General features: G+C 70.1%; 26 protein-coding genes. 10 read left to right on the top strand and 16 right to left on the bottom strand.

Annotated elements, in window-relative coordinates:
- The first annotated feature begins 42 nt into the window (after nucleotides 1-42).
- Together ACR9ZG_RS06015 and ACR9ZG_RS06020 are read left to right on the top strand one after the other, a co-directional pair.
- Complete coding sequence (locus tag ACR9ZG_RS06015) at nucleotides 43-2,052, top strand: cell wall-binding repeat-containing protein (protein WP_481283918.1); 2,010 nt, start codon at nucleotides 43-45, stop codon at nucleotides 2,050-2,052.
- A gap of 113 nt (nucleotides 2,053-2,165) precedes the next feature.
- Nucleotides 2,166-2,648, top strand: a complete 483-nt coding sequence (locus tag ACR9ZG_RS06020; RefSeq protein WP_481283919.1) for a DUF1990 family protein — start codon at nucleotides 2,166-2,168, stop codon at nucleotides 2,646-2,648.
- Nucleotides 2,649-2,710: 62 nt separating this feature from the next.
- Here the strand turns inward: ACR9ZG_RS06020 and ACR9ZG_RS06025 are convergent, their stop codons facing one another.
- Entirely contained in the window at nucleotides 2,711-3,247 is a 537-nt protein-coding gene (locus ACR9ZG_RS06025) for a hypothetical protein (protein WP_481283920.1), read from the bottom strand.
- A 185-nt stretch (nucleotides 3,248-3,432) separates the two neighbouring features.
- Here ACR9ZG_RS06025 and hpaH point away from each other — a divergent pair, with 185 nt between their 5' ends.
- The 6 genes from hpaH (at nucleotide 3,433) to hpaD (ending at nucleotide 9,965) form a co-directional block, all read left to right on the top strand.
- Nucleotides 3,433-4,218 carry a 2-oxo-hept-4-ene-1,7-dioate hydratase gene (hpaH, locus tag ACR9ZG_RS06030; protein WP_481283921.1) on the top strand — a complete coding sequence of 262 codons (786 nt, stop codon included), beginning with the start codon at nucleotides 3,433-3,435 and terminating at the stop codon, nucleotides 4,216-4,218.
- On the top strand, nucleotides 4,203-5,015 hold the full coding sequence (locus ACR9ZG_RS06035) for an HpcH/HpaI aldolase family protein (RefSeq protein ID WP_481283922.1): 813 nt from the start codon (nucleotides 4,203-4,205) through the stop codon (nucleotides 5,013-5,015). The genes hpaH and ACR9ZG_RS06035 overlap by 16 nt, the downstream gene beginning before the upstream one ends.
- 84 nt (nucleotides 5,016-5,099) lie before the next feature.
- Nucleotides 5,100-6,533 carry a fumarylacetoacetate hydrolase family protein gene (locus ACR9ZG_RS06040; protein WP_481283923.1) on the top strand — a complete coding sequence of 478 codons (1,434 nt, stop codon included), beginning with the start codon at nucleotides 5,100-5,102 and terminating at the stop codon, nucleotides 6,531-6,533.
- Nucleotides 6,515-7,216, top strand: a complete 702-nt coding sequence (locus ACR9ZG_RS06045; RefSeq protein ID WP_481283924.1) for a GntR family transcriptional regulator — start codon at nucleotides 6,515-6,517, stop codon at nucleotides 7,214-7,216. Before ACR9ZG_RS06040 ends, ACR9ZG_RS06045 begins: the two co-directional genes overlap by 19 nt.
- 26 nt (nucleotides 7,217-7,242) lie before the next feature.
- Nucleotides 7,243-8,790: a 5-carboxymethyl-2-hydroxymuconate semialdehyde dehydrogenase gene (gene hpaE / locus ACR9ZG_RS06050; protein ID WP_481283925.1), complete on the top strand. Its 1,548-nt coding sequence runs from the start codon at nucleotides 7,243-7,245 to the stop codon at nucleotides 8,788-8,790.
- A 41-nt stretch (nucleotides 8,791-8,831) separates the two neighbouring features.
- Nucleotides 8,832-9,965 (top strand): 3,4-dihydroxyphenylacetate 2,3-dioxygenase, encoded by a 1,134-nt coding sequence (hpaD, locus tag ACR9ZG_RS06055; RefSeq protein ID WP_481283926.1) that lies wholly within the window; start codon nucleotides 8,832-8,834, stop codon nucleotides 9,963-9,965.
- Nucleotides 9,966-10,307: 342 nt separating this feature from the next.
- On the opposite strand, the gene ACR9ZG_RS06060 is transcribed toward hpaD, so the two are convergent.
- Genes ACR9ZG_RS06060 through ACR9ZG_RS06115 form a run of 12 tightly spaced genes read right to left on the bottom strand, consistent with a single transcriptional unit; the run spans nucleotide 10,308 to nucleotide 22,064 of the window.
- Complete coding sequence (locus ACR9ZG_RS06060) at nucleotides 10,308-11,060, bottom strand: SDR family NAD(P)-dependent oxidoreductase (protein WP_481283927.1); 753 nt, start codon at nucleotides 11,058-11,060, stop codon at nucleotides 10,308-10,310.
- 20 nt (nucleotides 11,061-11,080) lie between these two features.
- On the bottom strand, nucleotides 11,081-11,923 hold the full coding sequence (locus ACR9ZG_RS06065; protein ID WP_481283928.1) for a polysaccharide deacetylase family protein: 843 nt from the start codon (nucleotides 11,921-11,923) through the stop codon (nucleotides 11,081-11,083).
- Between the two features lie 26 nt (nucleotides 11,924-11,949).
- Nucleotides 11,950-12,717, bottom strand: a complete 768-nt coding sequence (locus ACR9ZG_RS06070; protein WP_481283929.1) for an SDR family NAD(P)-dependent oxidoreductase — start codon at nucleotides 12,715-12,717, stop codon at nucleotides 11,950-11,952.
- Entirely contained in the window at nucleotides 12,714-14,363 is a 1,650-nt protein-coding gene (locus ACR9ZG_RS06075; RefSeq protein ID WP_481283930.1) for a thiamine pyrophosphate-binding protein, read from the bottom strand. The genes ACR9ZG_RS06070 and ACR9ZG_RS06075 overlap by 4 nt, the downstream gene beginning before the upstream one ends.
- On the bottom strand, nucleotides 14,356-15,456 hold the full coding sequence (locus tag ACR9ZG_RS06080) for a sialidase family protein (RefSeq protein WP_481283931.1): 1,101 nt from the start codon (nucleotides 15,454-15,456) through the stop codon (nucleotides 14,356-14,358). Before ACR9ZG_RS06080 ends, ACR9ZG_RS06075 begins: the two co-directional genes overlap by 8 nt.
- Entirely contained in the window at nucleotides 15,453-16,250 is a 798-nt protein-coding gene (locus tag ACR9ZG_RS06085; protein WP_481283932.1) for a hypothetical protein, read from the bottom strand. The genes ACR9ZG_RS06080 and ACR9ZG_RS06085 overlap by 4 nt, the downstream gene beginning before the upstream one ends.
- Nucleotides 16,231-17,223 carry an alcohol dehydrogenase catalytic domain-containing protein gene (locus ACR9ZG_RS06090; RefSeq protein WP_481283933.1) on the bottom strand — a complete coding sequence of 331 codons (993 nt, stop codon included), beginning with the start codon at nucleotides 17,221-17,223 and terminating at the stop codon, nucleotides 16,231-16,233. Before ACR9ZG_RS06090 ends, ACR9ZG_RS06085 begins: the two co-directional genes overlap by 20 nt.
- A gap of 2 nt (nucleotides 17,224-17,225) precedes the next feature.
- Nucleotides 17,226-18,134, bottom strand: coding sequence for an ABC transporter substrate-binding protein (locus tag ACR9ZG_RS06095; RefSeq protein WP_481283934.1), 909 nt, complete (start codon nucleotides 18,132-18,134; stop codon nucleotides 17,226-17,228).
- A gap of 6 nt (nucleotides 18,135-18,140) precedes the next feature.
- Nucleotides 18,141-18,896 (bottom strand): amino acid ABC transporter ATP-binding protein, encoded by a 756-nt coding sequence (locus ACR9ZG_RS06100; protein WP_481283935.1) that lies wholly within the window; start codon nucleotides 18,894-18,896, stop codon nucleotides 18,141-18,143.
- 44 nt (nucleotides 18,897-18,940) lie between these two features.
- Complete coding sequence (locus ACR9ZG_RS06105) at nucleotides 18,941-19,807, bottom strand: amino acid ABC transporter permease (RefSeq protein WP_481283936.1); 867 nt, start codon at nucleotides 19,805-19,807, stop codon at nucleotides 18,941-18,943.
- Nucleotides 19,804-21,081 carry a M20 family metallo-hydrolase gene (locus tag ACR9ZG_RS06110; RefSeq protein WP_481283937.1) on the bottom strand — a complete coding sequence of 426 codons (1,278 nt, stop codon included), beginning with the start codon at nucleotides 21,079-21,081 and terminating at the stop codon, nucleotides 19,804-19,806. Before ACR9ZG_RS06110 ends, ACR9ZG_RS06105 begins: the two co-directional genes overlap by 4 nt.
- Complete coding sequence (locus ACR9ZG_RS06115) at nucleotides 21,078-22,064, bottom strand: dimethylarginine dimethylaminohydrolase family protein (protein WP_481283938.1); 987 nt, start codon at nucleotides 22,062-22,064, stop codon at nucleotides 21,078-21,080. The genes ACR9ZG_RS06110 and ACR9ZG_RS06115 overlap by 4 nt, the downstream gene beginning before the upstream one ends.
- A 200-nt stretch (nucleotides 22,065-22,264) precedes the next feature.
- On the opposite strand from ACR9ZG_RS06115, the gene ACR9ZG_RS06120 reads away from it, so the two are divergent.
- On the top strand, nucleotides 22,265-22,855 hold the full coding sequence (locus ACR9ZG_RS06120; protein WP_481283939.1) for a helix-turn-helix domain-containing protein: 591 nt from the start codon (nucleotides 22,265-22,267) through the stop codon (nucleotides 22,853-22,855).
- A 252-nt stretch (nucleotides 22,856-23,107) separates the two neighbouring features.
- Nucleotides 23,108-23,506 (top strand): ester cyclase, encoded by a 399-nt coding sequence (locus tag ACR9ZG_RS06125; RefSeq protein WP_481283940.1) that lies wholly within the window; start codon nucleotides 23,108-23,110, stop codon nucleotides 23,504-23,506.
- Nucleotides 23,507-23,564: 58 nt separating this feature from the next.
- Here the strand turns inward: ACR9ZG_RS06125 and ACR9ZG_RS06130 are convergent, their stop codons facing one another.
- The 3 genes from ACR9ZG_RS06130 to ACR9ZG_RS06140 form a co-directional block, all read right to left on the bottom strand.
- Nucleotides 23,565-24,164, bottom strand: coding sequence for a TetR/AcrR family transcriptional regulator (locus tag ACR9ZG_RS06130; protein ID WP_481283941.1), 600 nt, complete (start codon nucleotides 24,162-24,164; stop codon nucleotides 23,565-23,567).
- A gap of 262 nt (nucleotides 24,165-24,426) precedes the next feature.
- Nucleotides 24,427-25,587: an SGNH/GDSL hydrolase family protein gene (locus ACR9ZG_RS06135; protein WP_481283942.1), complete on the bottom strand. Its 1,161-nt coding sequence runs from the start codon at nucleotides 25,585-25,587 to the stop codon at nucleotides 24,427-24,429.
- Nucleotides 25,584-26,150, bottom strand: coding sequence for a TetR/AcrR family transcriptional regulator (locus ACR9ZG_RS06140; RefSeq protein ID WP_481283943.1), 567 nt, complete (start codon nucleotides 26,148-26,150; stop codon nucleotides 25,584-25,586). The genes ACR9ZG_RS06135 and ACR9ZG_RS06140 overlap by 4 nt, the downstream gene beginning before the upstream one ends.
- Between the last annotated feature and the right edge of the window lie 8 nt (nucleotides 26,151-26,158).

Raw genomic sequence — 26,158 nt, forward strand, 5'->3', positions numbered from 1 at the left:
AGATGTGTATAAGAGACAGACCCCGACCCCTCGCTCGAGGTCATGGACGAGACCGGCAACCACACCATGGGCTCCACCATCCCGGACAGCGACCCCGCCTCGCCCACGCAGCGCAAGGCCGGCGCCGTGCAGCCGTTCCTCGGCGTCTCCGGCGTGCTCGGCCAGGACGTGAGCGGCTGGCAGGAGAACGTCAACTGGGCCGCGCAGTGGGCGGCCGGGTCGCGCTTCGCGTACGTGAAGGCCACCGAGGGCACCACCTACTTCAGCAGGAACCAGTTCGCGCAGCAGTACAACGGCTCGGCCAACGTGGGCATGTTCCGCGGCGCGTATCACTTCGCCAACCCGAGCGCCGCGCCGGGCGACGCCGCCGCCGAGGCGCGCTGGTTCGTCGCGAACGGCGGAGGCTGGTCGCCCGACGGCCGCACGCTCCCGCCGCTGCTCGACATCGAGTACGGCAACGCCTCCCAGGGCGGCACCTGCTGGGGCATGTCGGCTCCTGCGATGGTGTCGTGGATCCGCGAGTTCGTCACCACCATGCGGTCGCTGACCGGCATCAACCCGGCCATCTATACGACGGCCAACTGGTGGAACACGTGCACCGGCTCCAACAACACGTTCGGCGCCTACCCGATGTTCGTCGCGCGGTACGGCACCAGCACGCCGGGCGCGCTGCCCGCCGGCTGGCTGAACTGGACGATCTGGCAGTACCAGGCCGCCGGCACGCTCGCGGGCGACCAGGACATCTTCAACGGCGACATCCCGCTGCTGCGCAAGTACGCGCTCAGCGGGCAGAGCGTGCCGCCGACCGGTGTCTACGACACGGCGACCGTCACCAAGGGCGGGCCGTTCACGCTGACGGGATGGGCCTTCGACCAGGCCAACCTGGGCGCCGCGGTCAACGTGCGGATCCAGTGGAACACCCCGTCGGGGATCACGACGACGACCGTCGCCGCGAACGGCAGCCGGCCGGACGTCGGAGCCGCGTATCCCGGGGTCGGCAACAACCACGGCTGGACAGCGAAGGCGCCGTGGGCCGGGAACGGGCAGTACCGCGCCTGCGTGACGGCGCTCGGCGTCTCGGGTGCGCAGTCCAGGAGCGCCTCGCTCGGCTGCAAGGCCGGCTTCGTCTCGGACGCCACGGCCGCGGCCCCGGCGTCGAAGCGCCTCGCCGGCGCCGACCGGTTCGCGACCGCGGTGGCGACCTCCAAGGCGTCGTTCCCGACGGCGGGCGTGCCGGTCGCGTACGTCGCCTCCGGCCTCGACTTCCCGGACGCGCTCGCGGCCGCACCCGCCGCGGCCAAGCAGAAGGGCCCGGTGCTGCTGAGCACGGCGGTCTCCATCCCGCAGACCACGCTCACCGAGCTCAAGCGCGTGAAGCCGGCGCGGATCGTGCTGGTCGGCGGCGAGAAGGCGATCAGCGCCTCCGCCTACCGCCAGCTCACCGGCCTCGGCGTGCCGGTCGTGCGCGTCGGCGGCGCGAACCGCTATGAGACGTCGCGCAAGCTCGCGGACTACGCCTTCCCGTCGGCCACCGCCGCCTTCGTGGCGACCGGATGGGGCTTCGCCGACTCGCTCGCGGCCGGACCGGTGGCGGCCAAGCGCGGCCAGCCGCTCCTCCTCGTGGACGGCGGCAAGCTCGACGCGGCCACGTCCGGGTACCTCGCGGCACGCTCGACGCGCTCGCTGACGGTGGTCGGCGGGACGAGCGTGATCACGTCGGGCTGGGCGTCGGCGGCCACGTCGGCCGGCTTCACCGTCAAGCGCATCGGCGGCAGCGACCGCTTCGAGACCAGCGCCCTGCTCGCCACCAGCGAGTTCCCGGCGAACGGGGCGAAGAACGTGTACGTCGCCTCCGGTCTCGACTTCCCGGACGCCCTCGTCGCGGCCGCCGCCGCCGGCGCCGCGACGAAGCCGCTCATGCTCGCCGTCGGCACCTGCGTGCCCCGCTCCGTCGGCAACCAGTTCGTGCGCCTGGGCACCACCTCCATGCAGGTGACCGGTGGCACTGCTGTGCTGACCAAGGACGTCGACCAGCTGGCCGTCTGCTACTAGGCCGGATGCGCTGAGCCGGGCCCCGTCGTGCGCGAGTGCGGCGGGGCCCGCGGCGTGTCGGGGTGGGGTGCGTCGGGGTGCGGTGCGATCGGCTGCGCGGGGAGGAGGTCGTCATGACGATGCCGGAGGCGTCCGGCTGGGGTCCGAGCGACGCCGCCTTCCGCCGGTCGGAGGTGTCGGCCGTGGTGGGCCGTGGCGACGACGACTGGCGCCGCGCCGCGCACGATGTGCTGCGGTGGCGCGTGAAGACGCGGAGCGGCTTCCTCGTCGACGTGCACGGCCCGGTGTGGCCCGGCCAGCGCGAACGCATCCGGGTGCGCGTGCTCGGCGTCACGGTCGTGGAGCCGGTGGAGGTGGTGTCCGTCGTCGCGGAGCCGGATCGGGTCGGCTTCGCGTACCGGACCCTGCCCGGGCATCCCGTCGACGGCGAGGAGGCGTTCGTCGTGCACCGCGCAGCGGCCGGCGGAGACGTCGTGCTCACCGTGCGCTCGCTCACGCGGGCGGCGCCGCAGCAGCCGTGGCGGGCGCTGCATCCCCTACTGCGGATCGCCCAGCGAGTGGCGCGGAGGCGGTACCTGCGGGCGCTGCGGTCCTGATCCGGGGCGCCGGTCGGTCAGGCCGCGGGTCGGTCAGCCCGCGGTCGCTCAGCCCGTGGCGCTCAGCCCGTGGGGCCGGGGTCCATCGGCGTCACGGTCACGGTGCCGCTGCCGAAGGGGAACGGGAAGAGGATCGTTCCCGTGGTCGGTGCGGGAGACGCGAGGATCCAGACGTAGACGATCACCATCGACCCGACGGCGATCGCGACGACCACGATGGCGGCGCGGTTCAGCGTGCGCAGGGCGATCTCGGTGTCGACGGCGCGGGCGGCCCGGCTCAGCGCGATCACGACGGTGAGGGCGATGGCGAGGTAGATCAGCGGGCTGGGCTGCAGCGTGACCTGGATGCACTGCGGCGGAACGCTCGTCGGGTCGCCCGCCGCATCGACGTAGCCGTCGGCGGAGAAGCCGCCCGGGCAGCTCCCCTTGGAGCCGCTCAGCGTCGAGTACAGGAGCGCGGCGCCGATCGCCCACAGGACGAGCGTGCGCGCCCGTGCGAGCAGCGGCGCGGCGGCGCGTGCCGTGGCCCGGCCATGTTCGCCCGCCAGTGCCTCCATGCCTGTGGCGCGCTGCTGCGCCGCCTGCGACTCCGCCCCCATCGGCTCCCCCTCCGCCCGGTGCTGCCATCCTGGCACAGCGGAGGGGGTGGGCGCCGGGCAGGATGCACGAAATCCCGGCATGTCGCCGGCATTTCCGCGCACGACGGTGGTCGCCGTGTACGGGAACGTATACGATCCCACCAGGGCGATCGCGCCCCTCCTCCGACGTCGAAGGGAGCCCACCGGTGCTCGAGAGCCCGACCATCCAGGCCATCGCCGACGAACTCGCGACCGCGGAACGCGACCGCACCACCGTGCCGCTGCTGACCGCCAGGCACCCCGACATGACGGTCGAGGACTCCTACGCCGTGCAGCGCGTCTGGGTGGAGCGGGGCCTCGCGGCCGGGCGCAGGCTCGTCGGGCGCAAGATCGGCCTCACCTCCAAGGTGATGCAGCAGGCCACCGGCATCGACGAGCCCGACTACGGCGCCATCTTCGCCGACATGGTCTACGAGACCGGGGCGGTCATCCCGTTCGACCAGTTCTCGAACGTTCGGATCGAGGTCGAGCTCGCGTTCGTGCTCGCCGAGCCCCTCCAGGGGCCCGACATCACCCTCTTCGACGTGCTGGACGCGACGAAGTACGTGGTCCCCGCCCTCGAGATCCTCTCGTCCCGCATCGAGATGGCGGGCCGCACGATCGTCGACACCATCTCGGACAACGCGGCGATGGGCGGCATGGTCGTCGGCGGCCGCCCGGTCGCGCCGGACGCGGTCGACCTCCGCTGGGTGGGCGCCCTGCTCTACCGCAACGAGACCATCGAGGAGTCGGGCGTCGCCGCCGCCGTCCTCGACCATCCCGCGACCGGTGTCGCCTGGCTCGCGAACAAGCTCTCGCAGCACGGCACCCGGCTGGAGGCGGGCGACATCGTCCTCGCCGGCTCCTTCACCCGCCCGATGTGGGTGGAGCGCGGCGACACCGTCCACGCCGACTACGGAACCCTGGGAGCCGTCACATGCCGATTCGTCTAGAGCCGACACCCACCTTCGCCGACCGCCTGCGCGCCGCGGACCGCACCCTGTACGGGATGTGGTCGTGCGGCGGGAGCGCCATCGCCGCCGAGATCTGCGCCGGCAGCGGGCTCGACATCCTGCTGATCGACGGGGAGCACTCCCCCGTCGGGCTCGAGTCGATCCTCGCCCAGCTGCAGGCCGTCGCCGCCTACCCCGCGGTCCCCGTCGTGCGCGCGCCCGCCGGCGACACCGTCGTCCTCAAGCAGCTGCTCGACCTCGGCGCGCAGAACGTCCTCGTCCCGATGGTGGACACCGTCGCGCAGGCCGAGGCGATGGTGCGCGCCGTGCGCTACCCGCCGCACGGCGTGCGCGGCGTCGGCAGCGCGCTCGCCCGGTCGTCCCGGTGGAGCCGCATCCCCGACTACCTGGCCCGCGCGAACGAGCTGGTCTCGCTGACCGTGCAGATCGAGACGGCGGAGGCTCTCGACCAGGCGGCCGGCATCGCGGCGGTCGATGGCGTGGATGCGCTGCTCGTCGGCCCGGCCGATCTCGCCGCGTCGCTCGGGCTGCTCGGGCAGCAGAACCACCCCGAGGTGATCGCCGCCGTGGAGCGCGTGATCTCGGTCGGCCGCGCGGCGGGCACCCCCGTCGGCGTGAACGCGTTCGACCCTGCGACCGCCGAGCGGTACGCCGCCGCCGGCGCCGCCTACGTGCTCGTCGGCTCGGACGTGACGCTGCTCGCCCGCGCCTCCGAGGCGCTGGCCGACCGATTCATCGGCGCCGCTCCGGACGCCCCGGCCGCGGCGAGCTACTGACGCCTTGCACGCCCTGTCCCGATTGTATATGATCTCGAATATGGTCCTGCCGGACCCTTCCCCGACGACGAGGAGCCACCACCCGTGACAGCCATCAGCCTCCCCGGCAAGATCATCGCGGTGCACCTGAACTACCGCTCCCGCGCCGCGCAGCGCGGCCGCACCCCGGCCCAGCCGTCCTACTTCTTGAAGCCGTCCTCCTCGATCGCCGCCACCGGCGGAGAGCTCGAGCGCCCTGCCGGCACCGAGTTGCTCGCCTTCGAGGGCGAGATCGCGCTGATCATCGGCCGCCCCACGCGCCGCGTCTCGCCCGAGCAGGGCTGGGCGGCCGTCTCCGGCGTGACCGCCGCGAACGACTTCGGCCTGTACGACCTGCGCGCGGCCGACAAGGGATCGAACGTGCGCTCGAAGGGCGGCGACGGCTTCACCCCGCTCGGGCCGGCCGCGCTCCCCGCCGCCCGCCTCGACCCCGACGCCCTCCGCGTCCGAACCTGGCTCAACGGCGAGCTGGTGCAGGAGGGCACGACCGACGACCTCCTCTTCCCGTTCGGCCGCCTCGTCGCCGACCTCTCCCAGCTCATGACGCTGGAGCCGGGCGACGTCATCCTCACCGGCACGCCCGCCGGCTCGTCGGTCACGCAGCCCGGCGACACCGTGGAGGTGGAGGTCGACGCCCCGACCGCGCCCGGTGCCCCGAGCACGGGCCGCCTGGTCACCCGCATCACCGAGGGCACCGTCCCGTTCGGCGACTTCGGGACGAAGCCCAGCGTCGACGACCACCAGCGCGCGGAGGCGTGGGGCGCGGCTCCCGAGCCCGCCTGGGAGCTGACCGACGAGCTTCGCGCGAAGCTCGCGAGCGTCGCCACGGCGACCCTCAGCTCGCAGCTGCGCAAGCGCGGCCTGAACGACGTCTCGATCGACGGCCTCACCTCGACGCGCCCCGGCGTCACGGTCGTCGGCACGGCGCGGACGCTGCGTTACGTCCCGGGCCGCGAAGACCTCTTCGCCTCGCACGGCGGCGGTTACAACGCGCAGAAGCGCGCCTTCGACGCGGTCGGCCCTGGCGAGGTGCTCGTCATCGAGGCCCGCGGCGAGCGCGGCAGCGGCACCGTCGGCGACGTGCTGGCGCTGCGCGCCCAGACGCGCGGCGCCGCCGGCATCGTCACCGACGGCGGCGTGCGCGACCTCGCCGCGGTCGCCGCCCTCGACATCCCGACCTTCCACAACGGCCCGCACCCGGCGGTGCTCGGCCGCCGGCACGTGCCGTGGGACACCGACGTGACGATCGCCTGCGGCGGTGCGACCGTCCAGCCGGGCGACGTCATCGTGGGCGACGCGGACGGCCTGCTGGTCATCCCGCCCGCCCTGGTCGAGGAGGTCGTCGCCGACGCGATCGAGCAGGAGCGCGAGGAGGAGTTCATCGCCGAGCAGGTGGCCGCCGGCGCCCGCATCGACGGCCTCTTCCCGATGAACGCGGAGTGGAAGGAGAGGTACCGCGCATGGCTGACGCAGCGCTGAAGGTCGCGGCGCCGAGCAAGTCGCAGCTGGCCTACGACTTCATCCGCGCCCGCATCGACGACGGCCGGTACGTCTCCGGCTTCCGCCTCGTGCTCGGGCAGATCGCCGGCGAGCTCGACATCAGCGTGGTCCCCGTGCGCGAGGCGATCCGTCGTCTGGAGGCGGAGGGGCTCGTGACGTTCGAGAAGAACGTCGGCGCCCAGGTCGCCCTGCTGCAGGAGGCCGAGTACACCTACACGATGGAGACCCTGGCGCTGGTGGAGGGGGCGGCGACCCAGCTCTCCGCTCCCCTGCTGACCGCCGACCACCTCCGCCGGGCCCGGGCGATCAACCGGGAGATGATCGCCTGCCTCGACGACTTCATCCCGCACCGCTTCACCCAGCTCAACCAGGAGTTCCACTCCGTCCTGTTCGAGGAGTGCCCGAACCCGCACATCCTCGACCTCGTGCACCGCGGCTGGAACCGCCTCACCGTGCTGCGCGACTCCACCTTCAGCTTCGTCCCCGGGCGCGCGCGCGAGTCCGTCGACGAGCACGAGCGGATCCTCGGCCTCATCGAGTCCGGCGCGGACGCGCTGGAGATCGAGCTCGCCGCCCGCCGGCACCGGCTGGCGACCCTGGACGCGCTTCAGCACTACAAGGCGCAGCACGCGCACCAGGGCGACCACACGCAGCAGCACTGACCACACCGACCGACAGGAGGCCGCGCATGGCGCAGCACCACATCCCCGACGACCTGCCGACCCGCATCCAGCACTTCATCGACGGCGCGTTCGTCGACAGCGTGTCCGGGGCGACCTTCGACGTGCTCGACCCGGTGAGCAACGAGACGTACGCCGCCGCCGCCGCCGGGCAGAAGGACGACATCGACCTCGCCGTCGCCGCCGCGACCCGCGCCTTCACGCAGGGCCCCTGGCCGCGGATGAAGCCGCGCGAGCGGGCCAGGGTGCTCAACCGCATCGCCGACGCGGTGGAGGCGCAGGACAAGCGCCTCGCCGAGCTCGAGACCTTCGACACCGGGCTCCCGATCACGCAGGCGCTCGGCCAGGCGCAGCGCGCCGCCGAGAACTTCCGCTTCTTCGCCGACCTGATCGTGGCGCAGTCCGACGACGCCTACAAGGTGCCAGGCAGCCAGCTGAACTACGTCAACCGCAAGCCGATCGGCGTCGCCGGGCTCATCACGCCGTGGAACACGCCGTTCATGCTGGAGAGCTGGAAGCTCGCCCCCGCACTCGCCTCCGGCTGCACCGTCGTGCTCAAGCCGGCCGAGTTCACGCCGCTGTCGGCCAGCCTGTGGGCGGGCATCTTCCGCGAGGCCGGCCTCCCCGACGGCGTGTTCAACCTCGTCAACGGCCTCGGCGAGGAGGCGGGCGACGCCCTGGTGAAGCACCCGGACGTCCCGCTCATCTCGTTCACCGGCGAGAGCCGCACGGGCCAGCTCATCTTCGGCAACGCGGCGCCGTTCCTCAAGGGCCTCTCGATGGAGCTCGGCGGCAAGTCGCCCGCGGTCGTGTTCGCCGACGCGGACCTCGACGCCGCCATCGACTCCACCCTGTTCGGCGTCTTCTCGCTGAACGGCGAGCGCTGCACCGCCGGGTCCCGCATCCTGGTCGAGCGGCCGGTCTACGACGAGTTCCTGGAACGGTACGCCGAGCGGGCGAAGAACATCGTCGTCGGCGACCCGCACGACCCGAAGACCGAGGTGGGCGCGCTCGTGCACCCCGAGCACTACGAGAAGGTCATGTCGTACGTCGAGCTCGGCAAGCAGGAGGGCCGCCTGCTCGCCGGCGGCGGCCGCCCGGAGGGCCTCGAGCACGGCAACTACGTCGCCCCGACCGTGTTCGCCGACGTGAAGCCGGACGCACGCATCTTCCAGGAGGAGATCTTCGGCCCGGTCGTCGCGATCACCCCGTTCGACTCCGACGAGGAGGCGCTGGAGCTCGCCAACGGCGTCAAGTACGGGCTCGCCGCCTACATCTGGACGACCGACCTCCAGCGCGCCCACACCTTCGCCCAGAACGTCGAGGCGGGGATGGTGTGGCTGAACTCGCACAACGTCCGCGACCTCCGCACACCGTTCGGCGGCGTGAAGGCCTCTGGCCTCGGCCACGAGGGCGGTTACCGCTCGATCGACTTCTACACCGACCAACAGGCCGTCCACATCACGCTCGGCCCGGTGCACACGGCACGCTTCGGCGCGACCGTCCACGAGCCGGCGGAGGCCGCCGAGGCGGCCGAGGACGCCGGCGACGCCTGACCTTCTCTCCCCATTCACTCGACGAAGAGGAACGCACCATCATGACGATCACCCCCGGAGCCCCGGAGCCCGTGACCACCGCGGCCGACCCCATCCCGGCTCCCACCGACCGCATCCCCACCCCGACGGCGACGCCGCCGGACGTAGTGCGCTGCGCATACATGGAGCTGGTCGTCACCGACCTGGCCGCCAGCCGCGCGTTCTACGTCGACGTGCTCGACCTCGTCGTCACCGAGGAGGACGAGAACGCCGTCTACCTGCGCTCGATGGAGGAGTTCATCCACCACAACCTCGTGCTGCGGAAGGGACCGGTCGCCGCGGTCGCCGCCTTCGCGTACCGGGTGCGGACGCCGGAGGACCTCGACCGCGCCGTCGCGTTCTACACCGAGCTCGGCTGCCGGGTGGAGCGCCGCCCCGAGGGCTTCACGAAGGGCGTCGGCGACTCCGTGCGTGTGGAGGACCCGCTCGGCTTCCCGTACGAGTTCTTCTACGAGGTGGAGCACGTGGAGCGGCTCGCCTGGCGCTACGACCTCTACACGCCGGGCGCGCTCGTCCGGATCGACCACTTCAACCAGGTCACCCCGGACGTGCCGCGCGCCGTGAAGTACATGGAGGACCTCGGCTTCCGCGTGACCGAGGACATCCAGGACGAGGCCGGCACCACATACGCCGCGTGGATGCGCCGCAAGCCGACCGTGCACGACACCGCGATGACCGGAGGCGACGGACCGCGGATGCACCACGTCGCCTTCGCCACCCACGAGAAGCACAACATCATCGCGATCTGCGACAAGCTGGGCGCCCTCCGCCGCTCGGACTGCATCGAGCGCGGCCCGGGCCGGCACGGCGTCTCGAACGCGTTCTACCTCTACCTGCGCGACCCCGACGGCCACCGGGTCGAGATCTACACGCAGGACTACTACACCGGCGACCCGGACAACCCGGTCGTCACCTGGGACGTGCACGACAACCAGCGCCGCGACTGGTGGGGCAACCCGGTCGTGCCCTCCTGGTACACGGAGGCGTCGCTCGTGCTCGACCTCGACGGCAACCCGCAACCGCTGACGACCCGCACCGACGACTCCGAGATGGAGGTCACCATCGGCGCGGACGGCTTCTCGTACACCCGCAAGGGCGACGAGACGGCCGGCTTCAAACTCGGCGCGCAGGTCTAGCGCATCCCGTTGGGGGGGGCCCCCCCCCGGGCCGGGGGGGGGGGGGGGGGGGGGGGGGGGGGGGGGATGAGGGGGGGGGGGGGCCCCCCGATTCGTTCATCGCGGCCGGTCGAGGATCAGCCGCTGGCCGTCGGGCCTCGCCGACGCTTCCGCGCGCGCTCGCGTCCCGTCATCGTTGTCCGCGTCACCGGCGCCGCTGCCGCTGCCGCTGCCGTCGGCCATACGCCTTCGGCATTCTCCCCGCAACATGGCACACCGCAACGCTCCCCTGGTTCCATAGAGTGGAACCGGCAGGTCGTACAGGTCTCTTCCCGAGGCACTCGTCGCCTGCGACGCCCCTGCCTAGAAGCCGCGGAACTCGCCGCCACTGACGTTCATGACGGCCCCGCTGATCCAGTCGCCGGACGATCGCACGAGGTACTCCACCGCATCTGTCAGTGGCTTGGCCGTCCCGTATCCAAGTGGGTGCACGCGGACGTACTCGCTGCGCTCGACGTCGGTCGGCGGCGTCCCCGTGGTGCCGGTCGGCCCCGAGCAGATCATGTTCACGCGGATGCCGTCCGCCTCCAGCTGCGATGACAGCGCCACCGTCAGCCCTGACAGAGCAGCCTTCGCTGCGCTGTACGCCGGCGAGTGACCGACACCGAACCCGCCGATTCGGGCGGCATTCGAGCCGATGAAGACCACGCGGCCGAAGCCCTCCGCCTGCATGTGCGGCACGACCTCCCTCGTCATCCACCAGGCGCCGTCGAGGTTGACGCCGACGACGCGCTGCCAATCGTCGCCCGACATGTCCCACGTGTGAGGCGAGACCCGGTCCATTCCGGCGCAGTTGATCAGGATGGTCGGACGCCCCAGCTCGACGGCGACCTGCTCCACGGCGGACGCCACACTGTCACGGTCCATCACATCGCATTCGATGGCGTAGGGGTCCTCGGCGCGATCCTCCGGGATGCGCATGTCCAGAGCGGCGACGGTCGCGCCGAGAGCAGCGAGGCGCTCTGCGACGACGCTGCCCATCCCGGACGGCTTGCCGGCGCCGGTCACGATGGCGACGCGACCGCGCAGGGGGTGGATGGCGGGAACTGTGTTCATAATGGTCTCCTCGTTCTCGGTCAGGCGGGGTTGGCGGCGACCCAGCGGTCGTAGAAGTCGCTCAGGGTGGAGAAGTAGACCTGGGGCAGCGAGGTCGCGTAGTCGAGGAACTTGTAGAGCATCAGCATGTGGTGCGGGCGGCCGATGGTCTGCGGGTGCAGCACGATCGTCATGACGCCGCCCTCGACCTCGGCCAGGCCGAAGTCGAGCGAGTCGCACCACCGTCGAAGGACGACCTCGGTGTCCGAGAGGCCCACGTTCCCGCCGGGCACCGGCTCCAGTCCCGCCCAGTCCTCCAGGTAGGCGCTCGGGCTGAACTCGACGACGTCGTAGTGCCCGTCGTAGACCGTGCGATCCCACGGGTCGACGGATACGATCCGCTGCGGCCGGTACGGCAGGAAGTCGCCGCCCTGGGTCCCCGAGTCCCACTCGAAGCCCAGCTCCCCCAGCAGCTCGAACGTGTTCTCGGTCAGCGGCCCCGAAGGGGCGCGGTAGCCGCGTGGGCGCCGCCCGAGCACCTCCTCATGCTGCGCGATCTGCCACTCCAGGAGATGCCGCTCCTCGAGTCGGGGACGGCCGAGCAAGTTCTCGTGGTAGACCCCATGCGCGCAGACCTCGTGACCGCGCGCCACGACCTCGCGGCACAGGTCCGGCCACGTCTTCAGCGTGTGCCCGGGCACCCCCCAGGTCGACAGGATGCCATAGCGGTCGAACGCCTCCAGGATGCGCGGAACCCCGACGTTTGCCTCATACTCGCCGCGCGCGAGCCACGACGGATCGTTCTTGCCCTTCGCGAGCCACACGGCCTGCGCGTCGTAGTCGACGGTCATGGCCAGCCCGAATGTCTTTCCCTCTGGAAACATGTGTCTCTCCTCGTCTCTCGTGCGCCTCAGGCGGGCATGGCGGCGAACATGCCGCCGTCCACGATCATTTCCGCCCCGGTCGTGAAGCCGCTCGCGCCGCTGGCGAGAAACAGCACCGCGGCCGCAATCTCCTCCGCGGCGCCCAGACGGCCGATCGGGCGTTGGGCGGACCAGCGCGCGATGATATCCTCGCCGTCGCCCTCGGAGTGGTCCCGCGCGTCCGCGAGCAGGAGCGGCGTCAGGATCGCGCCCGGGAGCACGCTGACCGCGCGCACCCCGTGCGGCGCCGCCTCCAGGGCGATCGACCGCATGAGCGCGGAGACCGCCGCCTTCGAGATGGCGTACGAGCTGGCGTCGGCCGTGCTCCGCTTGGCGTGCGGCGAGCCGGTGAACGCGACGACGCCGGTCCGAGCCGCCATCATCGCCGGCAGCAGTGCGTGGGCGATCCGCCAGGCAGCGAACAAGTTGACCTGGAGGATCGCGATGAGGTCCTCTTCCCGCGACTCGGTGAACGTCCGGTTGTCCGAGATGCCGGCGTTGAGATGCACGAGGTCGCACGTGCCCCAGACGTCCAGCACCTCGTCCGTGGCCGCCGCGGTGGCGGCCGCGTCCGCGAGGTCGACGCGCGTCGTCCGGATGCCGGGCTCGCCCTCGAGCCGGTCGGTCGCGCGGTCGAAGACCCAGACCTGCGCCCCCGCATCACGCGCCATCAGACAGGTGGCGAGGCCGATGCCGCTCCCCCCGCCGACGATCAGCACCTTGCTGTCGTCGAGATCGAATGTGACACCGTTCATCGCGCTCCCTCCAGAACGTCGCTCGTGATGTGGATGATCGTCGGGCCGTCGGCCCGCCAGCCGTCGCGGATGCGCGCCGGGACGTTCTCCCGCTCACCGGGTGCGACGCGCACGTACTCCGCTCCGAGACCCCGGACGACCGCACCGAGGTCCGGGATGCCGAATTCGACGCCCACGGGCGGGATGCCGGCCGCGACCATCTCGTCGCGGATCTCGCCGTATCCCGTGTTGTCCACGACGAGCACGACGATCGGCAGCCGCTGTTCGACGCCGGTGAGGATGTCGGCGATCGAGAACAGCAGGGCGCCGTCCCCGGTGACGCCCAGCACGGGCCGGCCCGGTGCAGCGAGCGCCGCACCGACGGCCCCCGGCACGCAGTAACCCAGTGTGGAGAAGCCGAAGCTGTTCAGGTACGAACCCGCCGGCAGACCGTCGAGCAGCGGCGCCACGCCGAAGTAGCAGACCTGCGAGCTGTCGCCGACGATCAGCGGGCCGTCCGGCACCAGTTCCTCAAGCAGCTCGATCGTTCGTCGCACGTAGGCCGGAGCGGCCTCGGCCACCCGTGCCCGGACCGCGGCGGCGGTCGCGGCGAGCGCGCTGTAGTCCGCAGCGTCGGCTGATCGGTCCGCCGCCCGGTCGGTGGCGAGCCGTATCAGCAGGTCAGCCAGGTCGACGTCCAGGGCCACGTCGGGCACGAGGTTCGAAAACCGCTCGCCGTGCGACCGCCCGACGCGGATCACGAAGCGCCCGGCGTCCGCCGGCGGCACGGCGACATCGGCACGCCGCAGCTCCGACCCGAGTACCAGCACGACGTCGCAGGCGAACACCGCCTCCGCGGCCTCCGGGAACTCCGCCGTGGCGCCCAGGTATCCCGGGACTCCGGACGGCACTATCCCCTTCGCCTCGCCGGTCTCGACCACGAGCGCGCCCCGGGAGCGCGCGAACGTCTCGATGGCTGACGACGCCGCGCGCGCTTCCCGTCCGACGATGACGCCGACCGACGACGTGCCCTCCAGCACGGCGAGCAGCCGCTCGACCTCGCTCTCGGGCGCCACAGCGGCGATGCGCGGCGCGGCCGCGGCAACCCCCCATGACGGCGCACGCCGAGCCGTCGGCAAGCCCAGCAGGTCGGCGGGCACCTCCAGGTGGAGGGGAAGACTGCTCTCGCCGGTGCGCCAGCGCACGACGAAGTCTTCGACCGCGCTGAGAGCACCCTCCGGCGTCTCCGCGCGGACCGACCGTTCGAACACCGCCTGGGCCATGCCGTGCTGATCCTTGGTGTAGTGCAGCCACCCGTCCTCGCTACCCGCGGTGTCGCGCTCGGGTCCCGGCGAGAGGACCAGCATCGGCACCCGGTCGGCGTACGCGTTCCCGGCCCCGACGAGCACGTTAGCGAGGCCCGGCCCTGAGGTGACGATCACGCAGGCCGGACGTCCGGCCGTCCGCGCGTAAGCGTCGGCCGCGTAACCAGCCGCCTGCTCGTGCCGGACGAGGACGTGCCTGGCACGGTTCCCCGCCTGGGCGAGACCGCGGTAGAGCTCGAGGTTGTGGGTGCCGGGGATGCCGAAGAAGGTGTCCACGCCGTGCTCGACGAGGAGATCGATGATCGCGGCGCCCAGACTGACCCGCTCCGCGTCATCAGTCACGAACCGTCACCTCCCAGCCGATGACGTTCGTCATGTCATCCCGGTATGCGTGCGACGACATGAGCAGCAGCGAGTGCTCCCGGCCGGCGTTGTCCCGCACCACGAGGCTGTTGCTGTAGCCGCCCTGGCCGTGCCGACGCAGTGCGAGGTACGTTCCCTCGTCCCAGATCAGGCCGTCGTTCGAGTAGTACAGGATCACGTTCCCCTTGCCGAGGTCGTCGCCGTAGGACCCGCTCCTGCCGTGCATGAAGTACCCGCCGCCGAACCGGATGAGCTGCGGGTTGCGCAGCCGCCGGCCGAAGAAGCTGCGCCGCGGAGGCGACCAGGTACGGCCGCCGTCCTCGCTCGTGACGTAGTCGGCGTGGATTTCGTCGGTCTTGTTGTAGACGTAGGCGATGAGGCTGCCGTCCTCGCGCTCGCACATTGTGCCGTAGCCCCGTTCGAGCACGTTGAACGGCAGCACCGAGCGCATCTCGAAGGTGCGGCCGCCGTCGGTACTCGCGTGCAGGACATAGCGGTGCTCCGCGACCTTGCCCGCGAAGTCGTACACTGCGTCGTTCTGGAACTCGAGAGCCAGGATGTCGTCGCCGACGCGGAGCGCGTCGTACACCCGCCCCGGCACGCCGGAGAGCTCAGCTTCCTCGGTCCAGTCGAGGCCGTCGGCGCTGCGCGCCCAGGTGGCAGGGAGGTACGGCTCCCACAGCGGGTCCTCGGTGATGTCGCTGCGGAGGTTGAAGGCGACCAGCTCGCCGGATGGCGTGACGACGATTTTCTCGGTGAACACCCGGTACGGGCGTCCCTCCTCCTGGGCGCGGTACGAGTAGCCGAGGGGCCCGCGCTCCTCCCAGGTGGCGCCGAGGTCGGTGGAGGTCAGGATGCGCATGTGTCCGAGTGCGGAGTGACCGTGTGTACCGTAGCGTCCGGGGGCGTCCGTCGAGCACTCCGGGTACATCGCGACGACCGTCCCGTCGGGTCGCTGTACCAGGGCGTGGCCGAGGTGCCCGGACGCGCTGCGGGCCTCGAGGTCGACGATCGTGCGGAAGGCCGGGGGCTCGGGTTCGATGCCGAAGTCCTGGATGGTGCGAGCGGTCATCGTGTGCCGTCCGCGACGGTCAAGCCTGCCCGGTACCGGTCGACCATCTGCGGCCACTCAGCGACCGGTACGAAGGTCGCCGCGCCGTGCTCGGACCACAGCACCTTCATGTTGCGGAAGAACGTGAGGTTGCCGCGGTGGCTGTACTTCGGCAGGTGCAGCGAGCGGCTCGGACGCCAGCAATAGCTGAGGCCGTCGGCGACCACCGGCGAGCCGTCGAGGTCGCGCAGCAACATGTCGCCGCGGAGGTTGAGCACCTCGTCGAGCTGCTCGTGGTGCTCGGCGCAGTCGAGCCCGCTCTCCGGCCACATCGCGCCGATGCCGATGGTCGTCTTGCTGTGCTCGTCGACCCGTAGGAACTTCACCAGGCCGACGCTGCGGCCGCCACGCGTGTACTCGGCGTTCTCCTGGACCCGCACCTGCCACGCAACGGTCTCGGGATCGATCACCTCGTCCGCCGCGCCCGGGCCGTCTCCGGCCGCGCCGGTGCCGACGAAGTACCGCGCTCCTGCGGTGTGGCGGATGCTCCGCCCTCCCGCGTGCCCGGCGACGAAGGCGTAGCTGCCCGCGGGGACCGGCGTGCCGTCGTCGAGGGCGACATCGCCGTCGAGGACGAAGACGTCCGCCGCCCTCCCCCCGGGAAGCGGGAGTGCGCCGTCCGCGTCGGGCACGGCGATGAGGCTGAACTCCAGCGCGTCCCCATCGTCGCGGGACAGCTCCTGCACCGCCACGCCGTTCAGTCGGGTGACCGGGATGCCGTCCACTCCGAGTGCTTCAATCGCTTGCCTGGTCATCGTGCTCCTGTTCTGTGTCTGCCGGCCAGAGGATGCCGACCTTGCATCTCCCGGCATGGGCTGCGGTGGCGGCGCGGTACGCCTCCCCCGCCCGGTCCGGCGGATAGGTGGTGGTGAGATATCCCTCGGCCAGCACGGGGTGCTTGCGGAGGGTCGCGCAGGCGTCCTTCAGCGCCCTGGCCGGCTCCGTCGTGACGCCGAGCACCACGGTCGCGTTCCGCTCGAACAGCTCGTCGGCCGGAAGGGTGGATGCGACGGCGGGGATCCCGAAGACCGACAAGGTGCCGCCGCCGGCCAGGAGACCGGCTGCGAAGGCAGCCGTCCGCGCATCGTGTCCGATGCACTCGATCACCGTTTCGAACCGCGCCTCCGCGCTCGCAGCCCGGGGCACGGTGGCGTCCGCCTCGCGATACTCGATGCCATCGCGCCGGATATAGTCGCGCCGGACGGTGTCGTACCCGACGACCCGACGGCCGTCGAGCCGGAGTCGCCGGGCGAACAGCCCGCCGATCGCCCCGCCTCCGACGAGCGCGACGTCCCCTCGCTGGGGCAGTCGCCGGAGGGCGTGCTCCACGCACGCGAGCGGCTGCAGGATGATGTGCTCCGGCAGTCGGAGGCCGCCCACCGGCTCGAAAGCGATCAGTTCGCCCGGATCGCACGCGACGAGGGCCGCCAGCCCGCGGAAGTCCTCGGCCCAGCCGGCCACTCGGTCTCCCGTCGCGAAGCCGCTCCCGGCGGGGGCCGAGACGACCGTCCCGAGGATCTCGTGGGATGGCCATCCCGGCTCGACATCTCCCCCGCGCCACGACCGCATCGCGCCGATGTCGGAGCCGCAGATCCCGCTGATCACGGGGGCGACGATCACCCGGTCGGCTCCGGCGGGCGCCGGGACGGGGTGCTCCTCGAACGCGAACCCGGGATCCCCCGTCCAGCGGAGGGCCGGTATCGCGACGGCGGCGTCCGACGGGGCCACGGTCAGTCGGTGGTGGCGCCGTTGATGACGCCTTCCTTCACGGCCGCGGAGCCGACGTTCCACTTCTCGAGGATCTTGCCGTAGCGGCCGTCCTCGATCATGTAGTCGAGCGCGTCCTTGACTGCCTTGCCGAGCTGATCGTCCCCCTTGGCGAAGATGATCCCGTAGGAGGCACGGTTGAAGGGCTCTCCGAGAGTCTTCCACTTGCCCGGCTGCGAGGTGATCAGGTAGCCCGCCGACTCGATGCCCTGGAGGTTGGCGACGGCCCGTCCCTGCGTGATCATCATCATCTGCTCGGCGACCGAGACGGTCGTCAGCGTCGAGATGGGCTGCTTGCCCTTCGCCTCGCACTCGGTCTTGGAGAACTCCGCGATCTGGTCGATGTAGGAGGTCCCGCTTCCGGTCGAGACGGCCTTCCCGCAGAGGTCCGACACCTTGGCGATCTTGCCATCCTTCGCCACGACCCACGTGGAGCCGGTGCTGAAGTAATCGACGAAGCTGACGACGTCCTGCCGGCTCTTCTTGTCCAGCGCCGCCGAGATGACCAGATCGCCGCGCCCGGTCTGGATCGACGGAATGAGCTCCGAGAACTCCGTGACGCGGTGCCAGACGATCTTCACGCCGAAGAGGTCGGCGAACTCGGCGGCGAGCTCGGGGTCGATCCCCTTGAGCTCGTCGCTGCCTTCCTCGGTGAACTCCATCGGCGGGTTGGGCTGCTGGATGAAGAGGTCGAGCGTGCCCTTGCTGCGGATCTTCTCCGGCAGCTGGTCGTTGAACTTCCCGAAGTCCTTGGACTTCGCGGCCGAAGCCGACGGCTCGCTGCCGTCACTGGCGCCGCTGCAGCCCGCCAGAGCGAGCATCCCGGCGACGCCGACGAGTGCGACCGCGGTCGCGAGGGTCTTCTTTCCCATGTTCTCCTACTTTCTGACTCGTGCGATGAAGCTCTTGGTTCGTTCGGATCGGGTGTTGTCGAAGACCTGCTCCGGCGACCCCTGCTCCACGACGGCGCCGCCGTCCATGAAGACGATGCTGTCCGCGACCTCGCGGGCGAAGGCGAGCTCATGGGTGACGACGACCATCGTCATTCCCTCGGCCGCGATCCTGGTCATCACCGCGAGCACGTCCCCGACCAGTTCGGGGTCGAGCGCGGAGGTGGGCTCGTCGAAGAGCAGCACGTCCGGCTTCATCGCCAGCGCGCGTGCGATTCCGACCCGCTGCTGCTGACCTCCGGAGAGCATCTGCGGATACTGCGCGACCTTGTCGGCGAGGCCGACCTCCGCGAGTGCCTCCGTCGCGATGGCCACGGCCTCGGTGCGCGACTTCTTCTCCACCAGCTGGAGGCCGAGGCACACGTTCTCCAGGGCCGTCATGTTCTGGAAGAGATTGAAATGCTGGAACACCATTCCGATCCGCCGGCGATCGGCCTGGAGCCCCTTCTCGGACTTCTCCACCAGCCGCTGGCCCTGCGGTTCGTAGCCGATGTAATCGCCGTCCCAGCGGATGGTGCCGCCGTCGGGAGTCTCCAGGTGGTTGATGCAGCGCAGCAGCGTGCTCTTGCCTGAGCCGGACGGACCGATCAGGCACGTGACCGCTCCCCGCTGGATGTCCAGGTCGATGCCCTTGAGCACTTCATTGCCCCCGTATGACTTGCGCAGACCTCTGATTTCGAGCATGGCTGTCTTCCTTCTCTCGGCTGGATGACGCGTCGTGCCGCCGGCTAGCGCGTGCGCCGGCGACGGGATCGGGTGAAGTGGCGTTCGAGCCAGTGCTGGCCGATGCTGGTGATCGTCGTGGCGACGAGGTACCAGATGGCCGCGACGAACAGCAGCTCCATGACCCGGCCGTTGATGTAGTAGATCTTCTGGGCCGAAGTGAGCAACTCCGTGTAGGAGATGGCAGCGGCGAGCGCGGTGTTCTTCAGCATGCCGATCGCTTCGTTGCCGATCGTCGGGATGACCGTTGGCATCGCCTGCGGCAGGATGATACGGAACATCATCTGCCTGCGGCTGAGGCCGATCGCCTGGGCGGCTTCGGTCTGGCCGAGGTCGACGGAGACGATGCCCCCGCGGATGACTTCTGCGAGATAGGCGCCCTCGTTGATCCCGAGTCCGAGTACTGCGGCGACGAACGTCGTCATCACGACCGTCGTGCTGACCGTGCCGAGGCCGGGGATCCACAGCGTCGGGAAGACCAGGGCGAGGTTGAACCAAATCAGCAGCTGAAGATACAGCGGCGTTCCTCGGAAGACCCAGACGTACAACTTCGCCACATTATTGGTGACGGGATTGCGTGACAGCCGCATCAGCGCGACAAGCAGACCCAGCACCAGTCCGAGGATCATGGCGATCACAGACACCAGGATGGTGTTCACGAGGCCCTGCAGGATGTTCGGTGAGAACACATACCGCGCCACCACCGACCAGTCGATCTGGCCGCGTGCGAAGGCGATCACGATGGCGACGATGACCGCGAGGCTCAGTGCGCCGCCGAGCCAGCGGCTGGGATGCGGCCGGCCCACCAGTGCGGGCCCGCCCGAGGCGCCTCCCCCCGCGGTGACGGTCTCGTTCAGTTCGGAGCTGGTCATGATCCGTCCTTTCCGGCCCCGTCCACGACTGCGCCGGAGCAGAGCCGCGCGAGGACCTCGGTGAGCAGGGTGACCCCGTCGAGACAGTCCTCGTCTCGTGTGAGTTCACCGACGTTGTGGGCGATGCCGTCCACGCTGGGGATGAAGAGCATCACGGTGGGGACGACATCCTTCATGTTCGTGGAATCGTGCCCGGCGACCGTCTGGGTGCGGACGCTGGTCAGTCCGAGCGCGTCCGCTGCCGAGCGGGCCAGCTCGACCCCGGCGGCCTGATACTCCTGGGCGGCCCACTCGTGCGTGAGACGGCGCGCGATCCGCACCCGGTACCGGTCTTCGATTCCGGCGATCGTCGCGGCGACGCTGGCGTCGGCGTCCAAGACGACATCCAGGTCGGCGCAGCGCAGGTCGAAGTTCATCGTCACCTGCCGTGCCACCACGACCGGCGAGTTGGGCTCCACCTGCAGCTGGCTGACGGCGGTGTGCAGCGCGGGCTCGAGGTGGTGCTCGGCCAGCTCCCGAGCGGCCACGATGAAGGCGGCGGCACCCGCGAGGGCGTCCTTGCGGTCTGCCATGACGGTGGAGCCGGTGTGCGACTGCTCGCCGTGCACCACCACCTCGTACTTCCGCGCCGCCCACGTGGAGTCGACGAGCCCGATGGTGATCCCGTCGCGTTCGAGGCCGCGCCCCTGCTCGACGTGGATCTCCGCGTAGCCGACCGTCTCCGGTGGAGCGTCCTCGCCCAGGAAGCCGATGCCGGCCAGGGCTTCCCTGACGCTGACGCCGTCGTGGTCCACGGTGGAGAGCGCGGTGCCGGTGTCGAGCTTGCCCGTGAAGACAGCGCTCCCCATCATGCTCGGGACGAAACGGGATCCCTCCTCGTTGAACCAGTCGACGACCGCCACGTTGTACGGGAAACTCTCGGCTCCAGCGCGGTCCACGTGCTGCGCGAGGCGCCAGGCGGCGTGTGCGGAGGCGAGCACGCCGTACGCGCCGTCGAAGCGGCCGGCGTTGGGCTGACTGTCGAGGTGCGAACCGGTGAGGATGTAGGGCGCGCCCGGGTTCCACGTCTTCAGGCCGTAGAGGTTGCCGACACCGTCCACGACGACGGCGAAGCCCCGCTCGGTCAGCCAGCCGGCCAGCCACTCGCGCTGCTGGCCGTCTGCTGCGCTGGCCGCCTGGCGCTCCACCCCGCCGGAGGGCAGCGCGCCGAACGTCGAGAGCACGGCGAAGTCGTCGAGAAATCGGGCGTCCCTCGCCGGCGCCGGACCGATCACCAGTCTCGTTGCAGCTCCATCGTTGAGCAATGCAGTCCACCCCCGTTCTTGTTGATCTCGCGGTAGTCGACAGGGACGATCTCCACCCCGTACCGGTTGTTGAGCTTTTCGGCGGTCCTCGTGAGGTGCGATGGGAACAGGACCGTCCGGCGATCAAGGGACAGCAGGTTGCAGGCCCAGTCCTCGCCCGGCTCCACATCGACGGTCTCGATGCCGAGATCCCACAGCTCGGTCAGGAAGTCATACGGGGCGATGCGTGTGTTCACGAGGGCCAGATCGTCGTCGAGCATCGAACAGCACAAGTCGATGTGGATCTGGTACCCGGGCATCGACACCCGGCGAAGCTCGATGCCCTGCTCGGCGAGGATGCCGGCGAGCTGCCGGTACCCCTCCGCGTTGCAGCGTACAGAGGTGCCGAAGAACGCGAGGTCGTCGCGCACCTTCATGAAGCTGCCGCCCTCGACCAGCCCGGTCCCGGTGATGGTGCCGATGATCGGCATGCCCTGCGCCGCGACCGCCTGGGTGATCGACAACTCCTCCCCGCGGCGCATGAGGGGCGCCATCCGGCCGATGATCGCACCGCCCGGCACGGTGACAAGGGGGTCGCGGGTGAACACCGACTTCGTGAACCGGGCGCCGGCGTCGGGAGCCATGACAACATCCACGCCGTTGCGCTCGAGCACATCGACGAAGCCGTCGAACTGCTCGTGCAGCAGCTCCAGGTCGGGCAACTCGTGGCCGGACCAGTACCATTTCCCGTTCGGGTCCAGGTAGCAGTCAAGGTCAGGACGCCAGGCGGACTCGCCGAGGGTCAGGATCTCCTCCAGGCCCGCCGATGGCCGTCGCATCAGGACCGACCGCAGCCGCCCGAACTCGTTCTTGGCCCCCCACTTGCGTCCCCAGACCGCTTCGAGCTGGCCCTCCTCGCGGAAGCCCGGCGCCGCTACCGGGCCGAGGATCTGGTGGAACTTCGCGTCTGGCATGACCGCGGTGGGATCTGTTGCGAGCACGTCCTGGGGCCTCCCCGTTTGAAAACTAAAGTTGTGTGTAAGTGAACCTAGAGGAGCCATGCGACGCGGGGAAGTCGAATATGTAACGGTAGTGTTACGAAACTAATGTTGTGCGATAAGCAACAGGGTCGACATGCGGGAGAATTGATCACAGATGTCGGGAAAGGATCACCATGCGCGCGCTGCCGGTTGCTCCCCGCAACGAAAGAACCGCCGTCGGGTATCGGCTCCGTGCCATCCGGCGCACCCGCCAGATGACCATCGATCAGCTCGCACAGGCCACCGGTCTCAGCAAGGGATTCATCTCCCGGGTGGAGCGGGACCAGACCTCCCCCAGCGTCAGCACGCTGGTGCAACTGTGCGATGTGCTCAACGTGCAGGTCGGCGACCTCTTCCACGAGCCCGAGTCCCAGTTCGTCGGCGCGGACCATGCCCCGCTCATCAACCTGGGGGGAAACGACACCGAGGAGCACCTGCTCACACCACGCTCCGAGCGGCGGCTACAGGTCATCCGCTCGACGATCCGGCCCGGCGATCACGGCAATGGCGGCGCCGAGCTCTATACGATCAACTCCGAGGTCGAGACGTTGCACATCATCTCGGGACACATCGCCTTCCATCTCAACCATGAGCTGTGGGAGATGGGACCGGGCGACTCGATCACATTCAGCGGACGTGAGCCGCACAACTGGGAGGTCCTGGACGACCAGGGGGCCGAGCTGCTCTGGGTGCTCACGCCAGCCCCCTGGTCGGGGAGCAGCTAGCGCCCCAGCACGAACGACGCACTGCGGCGGCTTCGCCGCCGTATCGCGACGATCGGACGTCGACCAGGATGCGACGCGCGCGTACCCACGCACGCTGATGTTCGCCAGCACCTTGAGCGATCGGTGACGCCAGGGCCGCGTTGAGCCGAAGGGAGGCCGACACGGCCCTCGCCCCGGCAGATCACCTTTATGCACCGATCGGTGCAGTAGTGTGAAGCTCACGCCCGCCCGGGCGATGGAAGGGAACACCTGATGAACAATGAGCAACTTCGTGAGCGGTACCTTCAGTACGTCGCCGCGATCAACGCGCGCGAGCTCGACCGGATGCATGAGTTCGTGTCCGAGAACGTCGTCGTCAATGGCCAACCGGCCACGCCGAACGACGTGATCGCAGGCTTGAGCTACAGCATCGACGCGGTGCCGGACCTCGAGTGGGAAGTGACCGAGCTTTCCATCGACGGGGACCGGATCGGCGTGCGCGCCCTCAATCGCGGCACACCTTCGAAGGAGTGGCTGGGGGTTCCACCGACCGGCGCCAGCTTTGAAGTGGCCGAATACGCGATCTACCGGATGAACGAGGGACGCTTCGTCGAGATGACGTATCTTCACGACGCGTCCGACCTTCGCCGGCAGCTGGAGGCGAGCGCCTAGGCGCCTAGCAGGTGGGCTGCGCGCGAGCGCTGCCCACCTGCGGCGCTCCCAGCCGATTTCAGGCTGTCGGCCAAGCCCGCATCGCCATGTCGACGACATGTTGAAGCTCGTCACGAGTCGCGCCGGCGGCCGCCTGCACGGCGAGGCCGTTCGCGACCGTCATGACGTAGCGGGCGAGAAGGTCCGGGTCCGCGTCTACGCGCAGGTCACCCTCTTGGAGCGATCTTTCGAATCGAGTACGCAGCAGCGATTGCCCGTTCGAGCGCCATTCGATAAGGGATTCGCGCGCCGTGCGCCCGGACTCGCCCGTGGCGAGCGCCGCCTGAACTCCAAGGCACCCGGCGGGGCTGCCAGGGAGCGTTGTCGAACGTGCCGCCCCGTTCAAGAAGGACTCCGCCACTTCACGGGCGGTGGGTGCAAGCAGCGCCTGCACAACGTAGGAGCCGGGGCCGTCCGAATACCGCTGCAGCGCAGCGCGGAAGAGATCCTCTTTGTTGCCGAAGGCGGCGTACAGGCTCTTCCGGCCGATGCCCATCGCCGCCGTCAGCGTCGTCAGCCCTGCGCCCTCATAGCCGTGTTCCCAGAAGACTCGCATCGCCGCATCCAGTGCGTCGTCGAGATTGAACGTGCGGGGCCTGCCCATCGGAGCCTGGGTCATCCGCACACTCTAGCCGATCTGCACTGATCGGTGTAGATCAGTCGATGCGGTTCAGGCACGCGCCGCTCCGGCGGCCCCGGCCCGGGCGGGTCTCCCCCACGGTCTGCATCAGCCCCGCGAGCCCGGTCGGTGCGATCCCGAACGGCAACGCCGAGGCTCCGCCCGAGATCTCACGGCGTGGAACGCCCAAGATTCGATCCGGAAGGCACTGGCGTCCATGGCGGATTCCGGCGCGCCCGCAGCCGGCGTTCGTGCACGGGCCTCAGCGTTGCGCTGCGTGGGCGAATACGCCACCGGCGCTGAACACCCGAGCAGCGAAGCGGGTCCCCATGATCTCGTGGGTGGCCGTGTCAGGATGCAGGCCGTCGGGCAGCGGGTGCGCCGACGCGTCCGCTCCTCCGTAGAGCTCCGTGCCTTCGAGGTGGTGCAGGTTGGCGTCGTCCGTGCGGTGCGCCATGACCTCGCGAAGGGCGTCGCGCACGACCTCGAGAGTAAGTCGGCCGAGTGCCGTGTCGCCCGGCTGACCCGTCGCGACGAATCGGACATGATCCGTCCCCAGGGTAGTGGGATCGACGGCGCCCGGGCCGGGGGTCTGCTCGTGGATCCCGGCGAAGATGGGCGAGATCAGGAGCAGCGGCGTGTCCGGATGGCCGTCGCGGATGGTGTCGAGGAACCCGTGCACGGCTGGTACGAACGCGCGACGGCGCATCGCGTCGAGGTTGACGACGTTGATGCCGAGCTTGACGCTGATGACGTCGGCCTGCGCGTCACGCATGACGCGCGCGAGGAACGGGTCGACCAGTGCGCTTCCCCCCAGTCCGAGGTTGCGCAGCTCGACTCCCGCGCGGCGGGCGGCGATCGCGGGCCAGATGCGGGCCGGGCTTGTGGCGTTCGAGCCGTGGCTGATCGAGCTGCCGTGGTGCATCCACACGGCCGTGCTCGACGGTGCGGAGGCGACCGGCCGATCGCTGCGGAGCTCGATCAGCTCGATGCCCTCGTTGTGCGGCAGCCAGAGCTCGATCACCTTGTCGCCCGCCGGCAGATCCGCGAACCGGGCGACATGCGAGGCGCCCGGTCGGTGCTCCGACCGCCCGGTCTGGAGGTCTACTTCCAGGACATCGCCCCCCGTCAACGGATCGGTCGCGATCAGCTCTCCGTCGACGACGAGGTCGATCGCGCCGCGTGCACGCTCCGCCCCGCGATATGCCAGGCGGTGGGCATGGACGACGAGCTCGAGATCCCGGGAGCTGGTCGTCACGACGATGCGCGCACCGGACGGCTGGGCCTCCATCAGCAGCAGCTGCGGATCCGGGAAGCGGGTGCGCGCGTCCGCAGGGAGCCGGTGCACACGCAGGCCGCGTCCGGTCGGCTCCAGTTCGGCGGCGCCGCGGACGAGAGCGGAGGTGATCGGGGTGATGTTCATAATGCCTCTTCGGTGCTCGGGGGCCAGCTGCGCAGCATGTGGTCGAGAGACTCGATGATGCGATCCCAGGAGGATGCGGCCGACGGTCGGCTGTGGTGGAGCGCGCCGGACTGCTCCAGTGCTACGAACCCATTGATGGTGCTGCCGAGCAACCGGATGGCGTGCACATGCTCGGACCGGGGCACCTCGTACCCGCGCAGCACGGCGTGAGTCAGTTCGACCAGACGAGTCGCGCTGGCGGGCTTGGGGCGGCCCGGCTCAGGTGGACGCTGCATCGCCTGCCACCGACCAGGATGCCGGAGCGCATACCCGCGCTGGGCGCCCGCGAACGCGGCCAGGGCGTCGAGGCCCGATCGCCCGGCCACAGCGGAGGATATCTCGTCACCGAGTTCGGCCAGCGCGAGTTCGGTCACGCTGTCGCGCAGCGTGGCAAGGTCGCGGACGTGGGAGTACAGGCTCGGGGTGCGGATCCCGAGGCGCTTGGCCACCGCAGTCGCCGTGAGGGCGGAGAAGCCCACCTCGTCGGCGACCGCGGCGGCCGCCTGGGTCACGGCCTCCCGCATGCGGATGT

The sequence above is a fragment of the Leifsonia sp. KNZ12-8B genome, assembly GCF_056755495.1.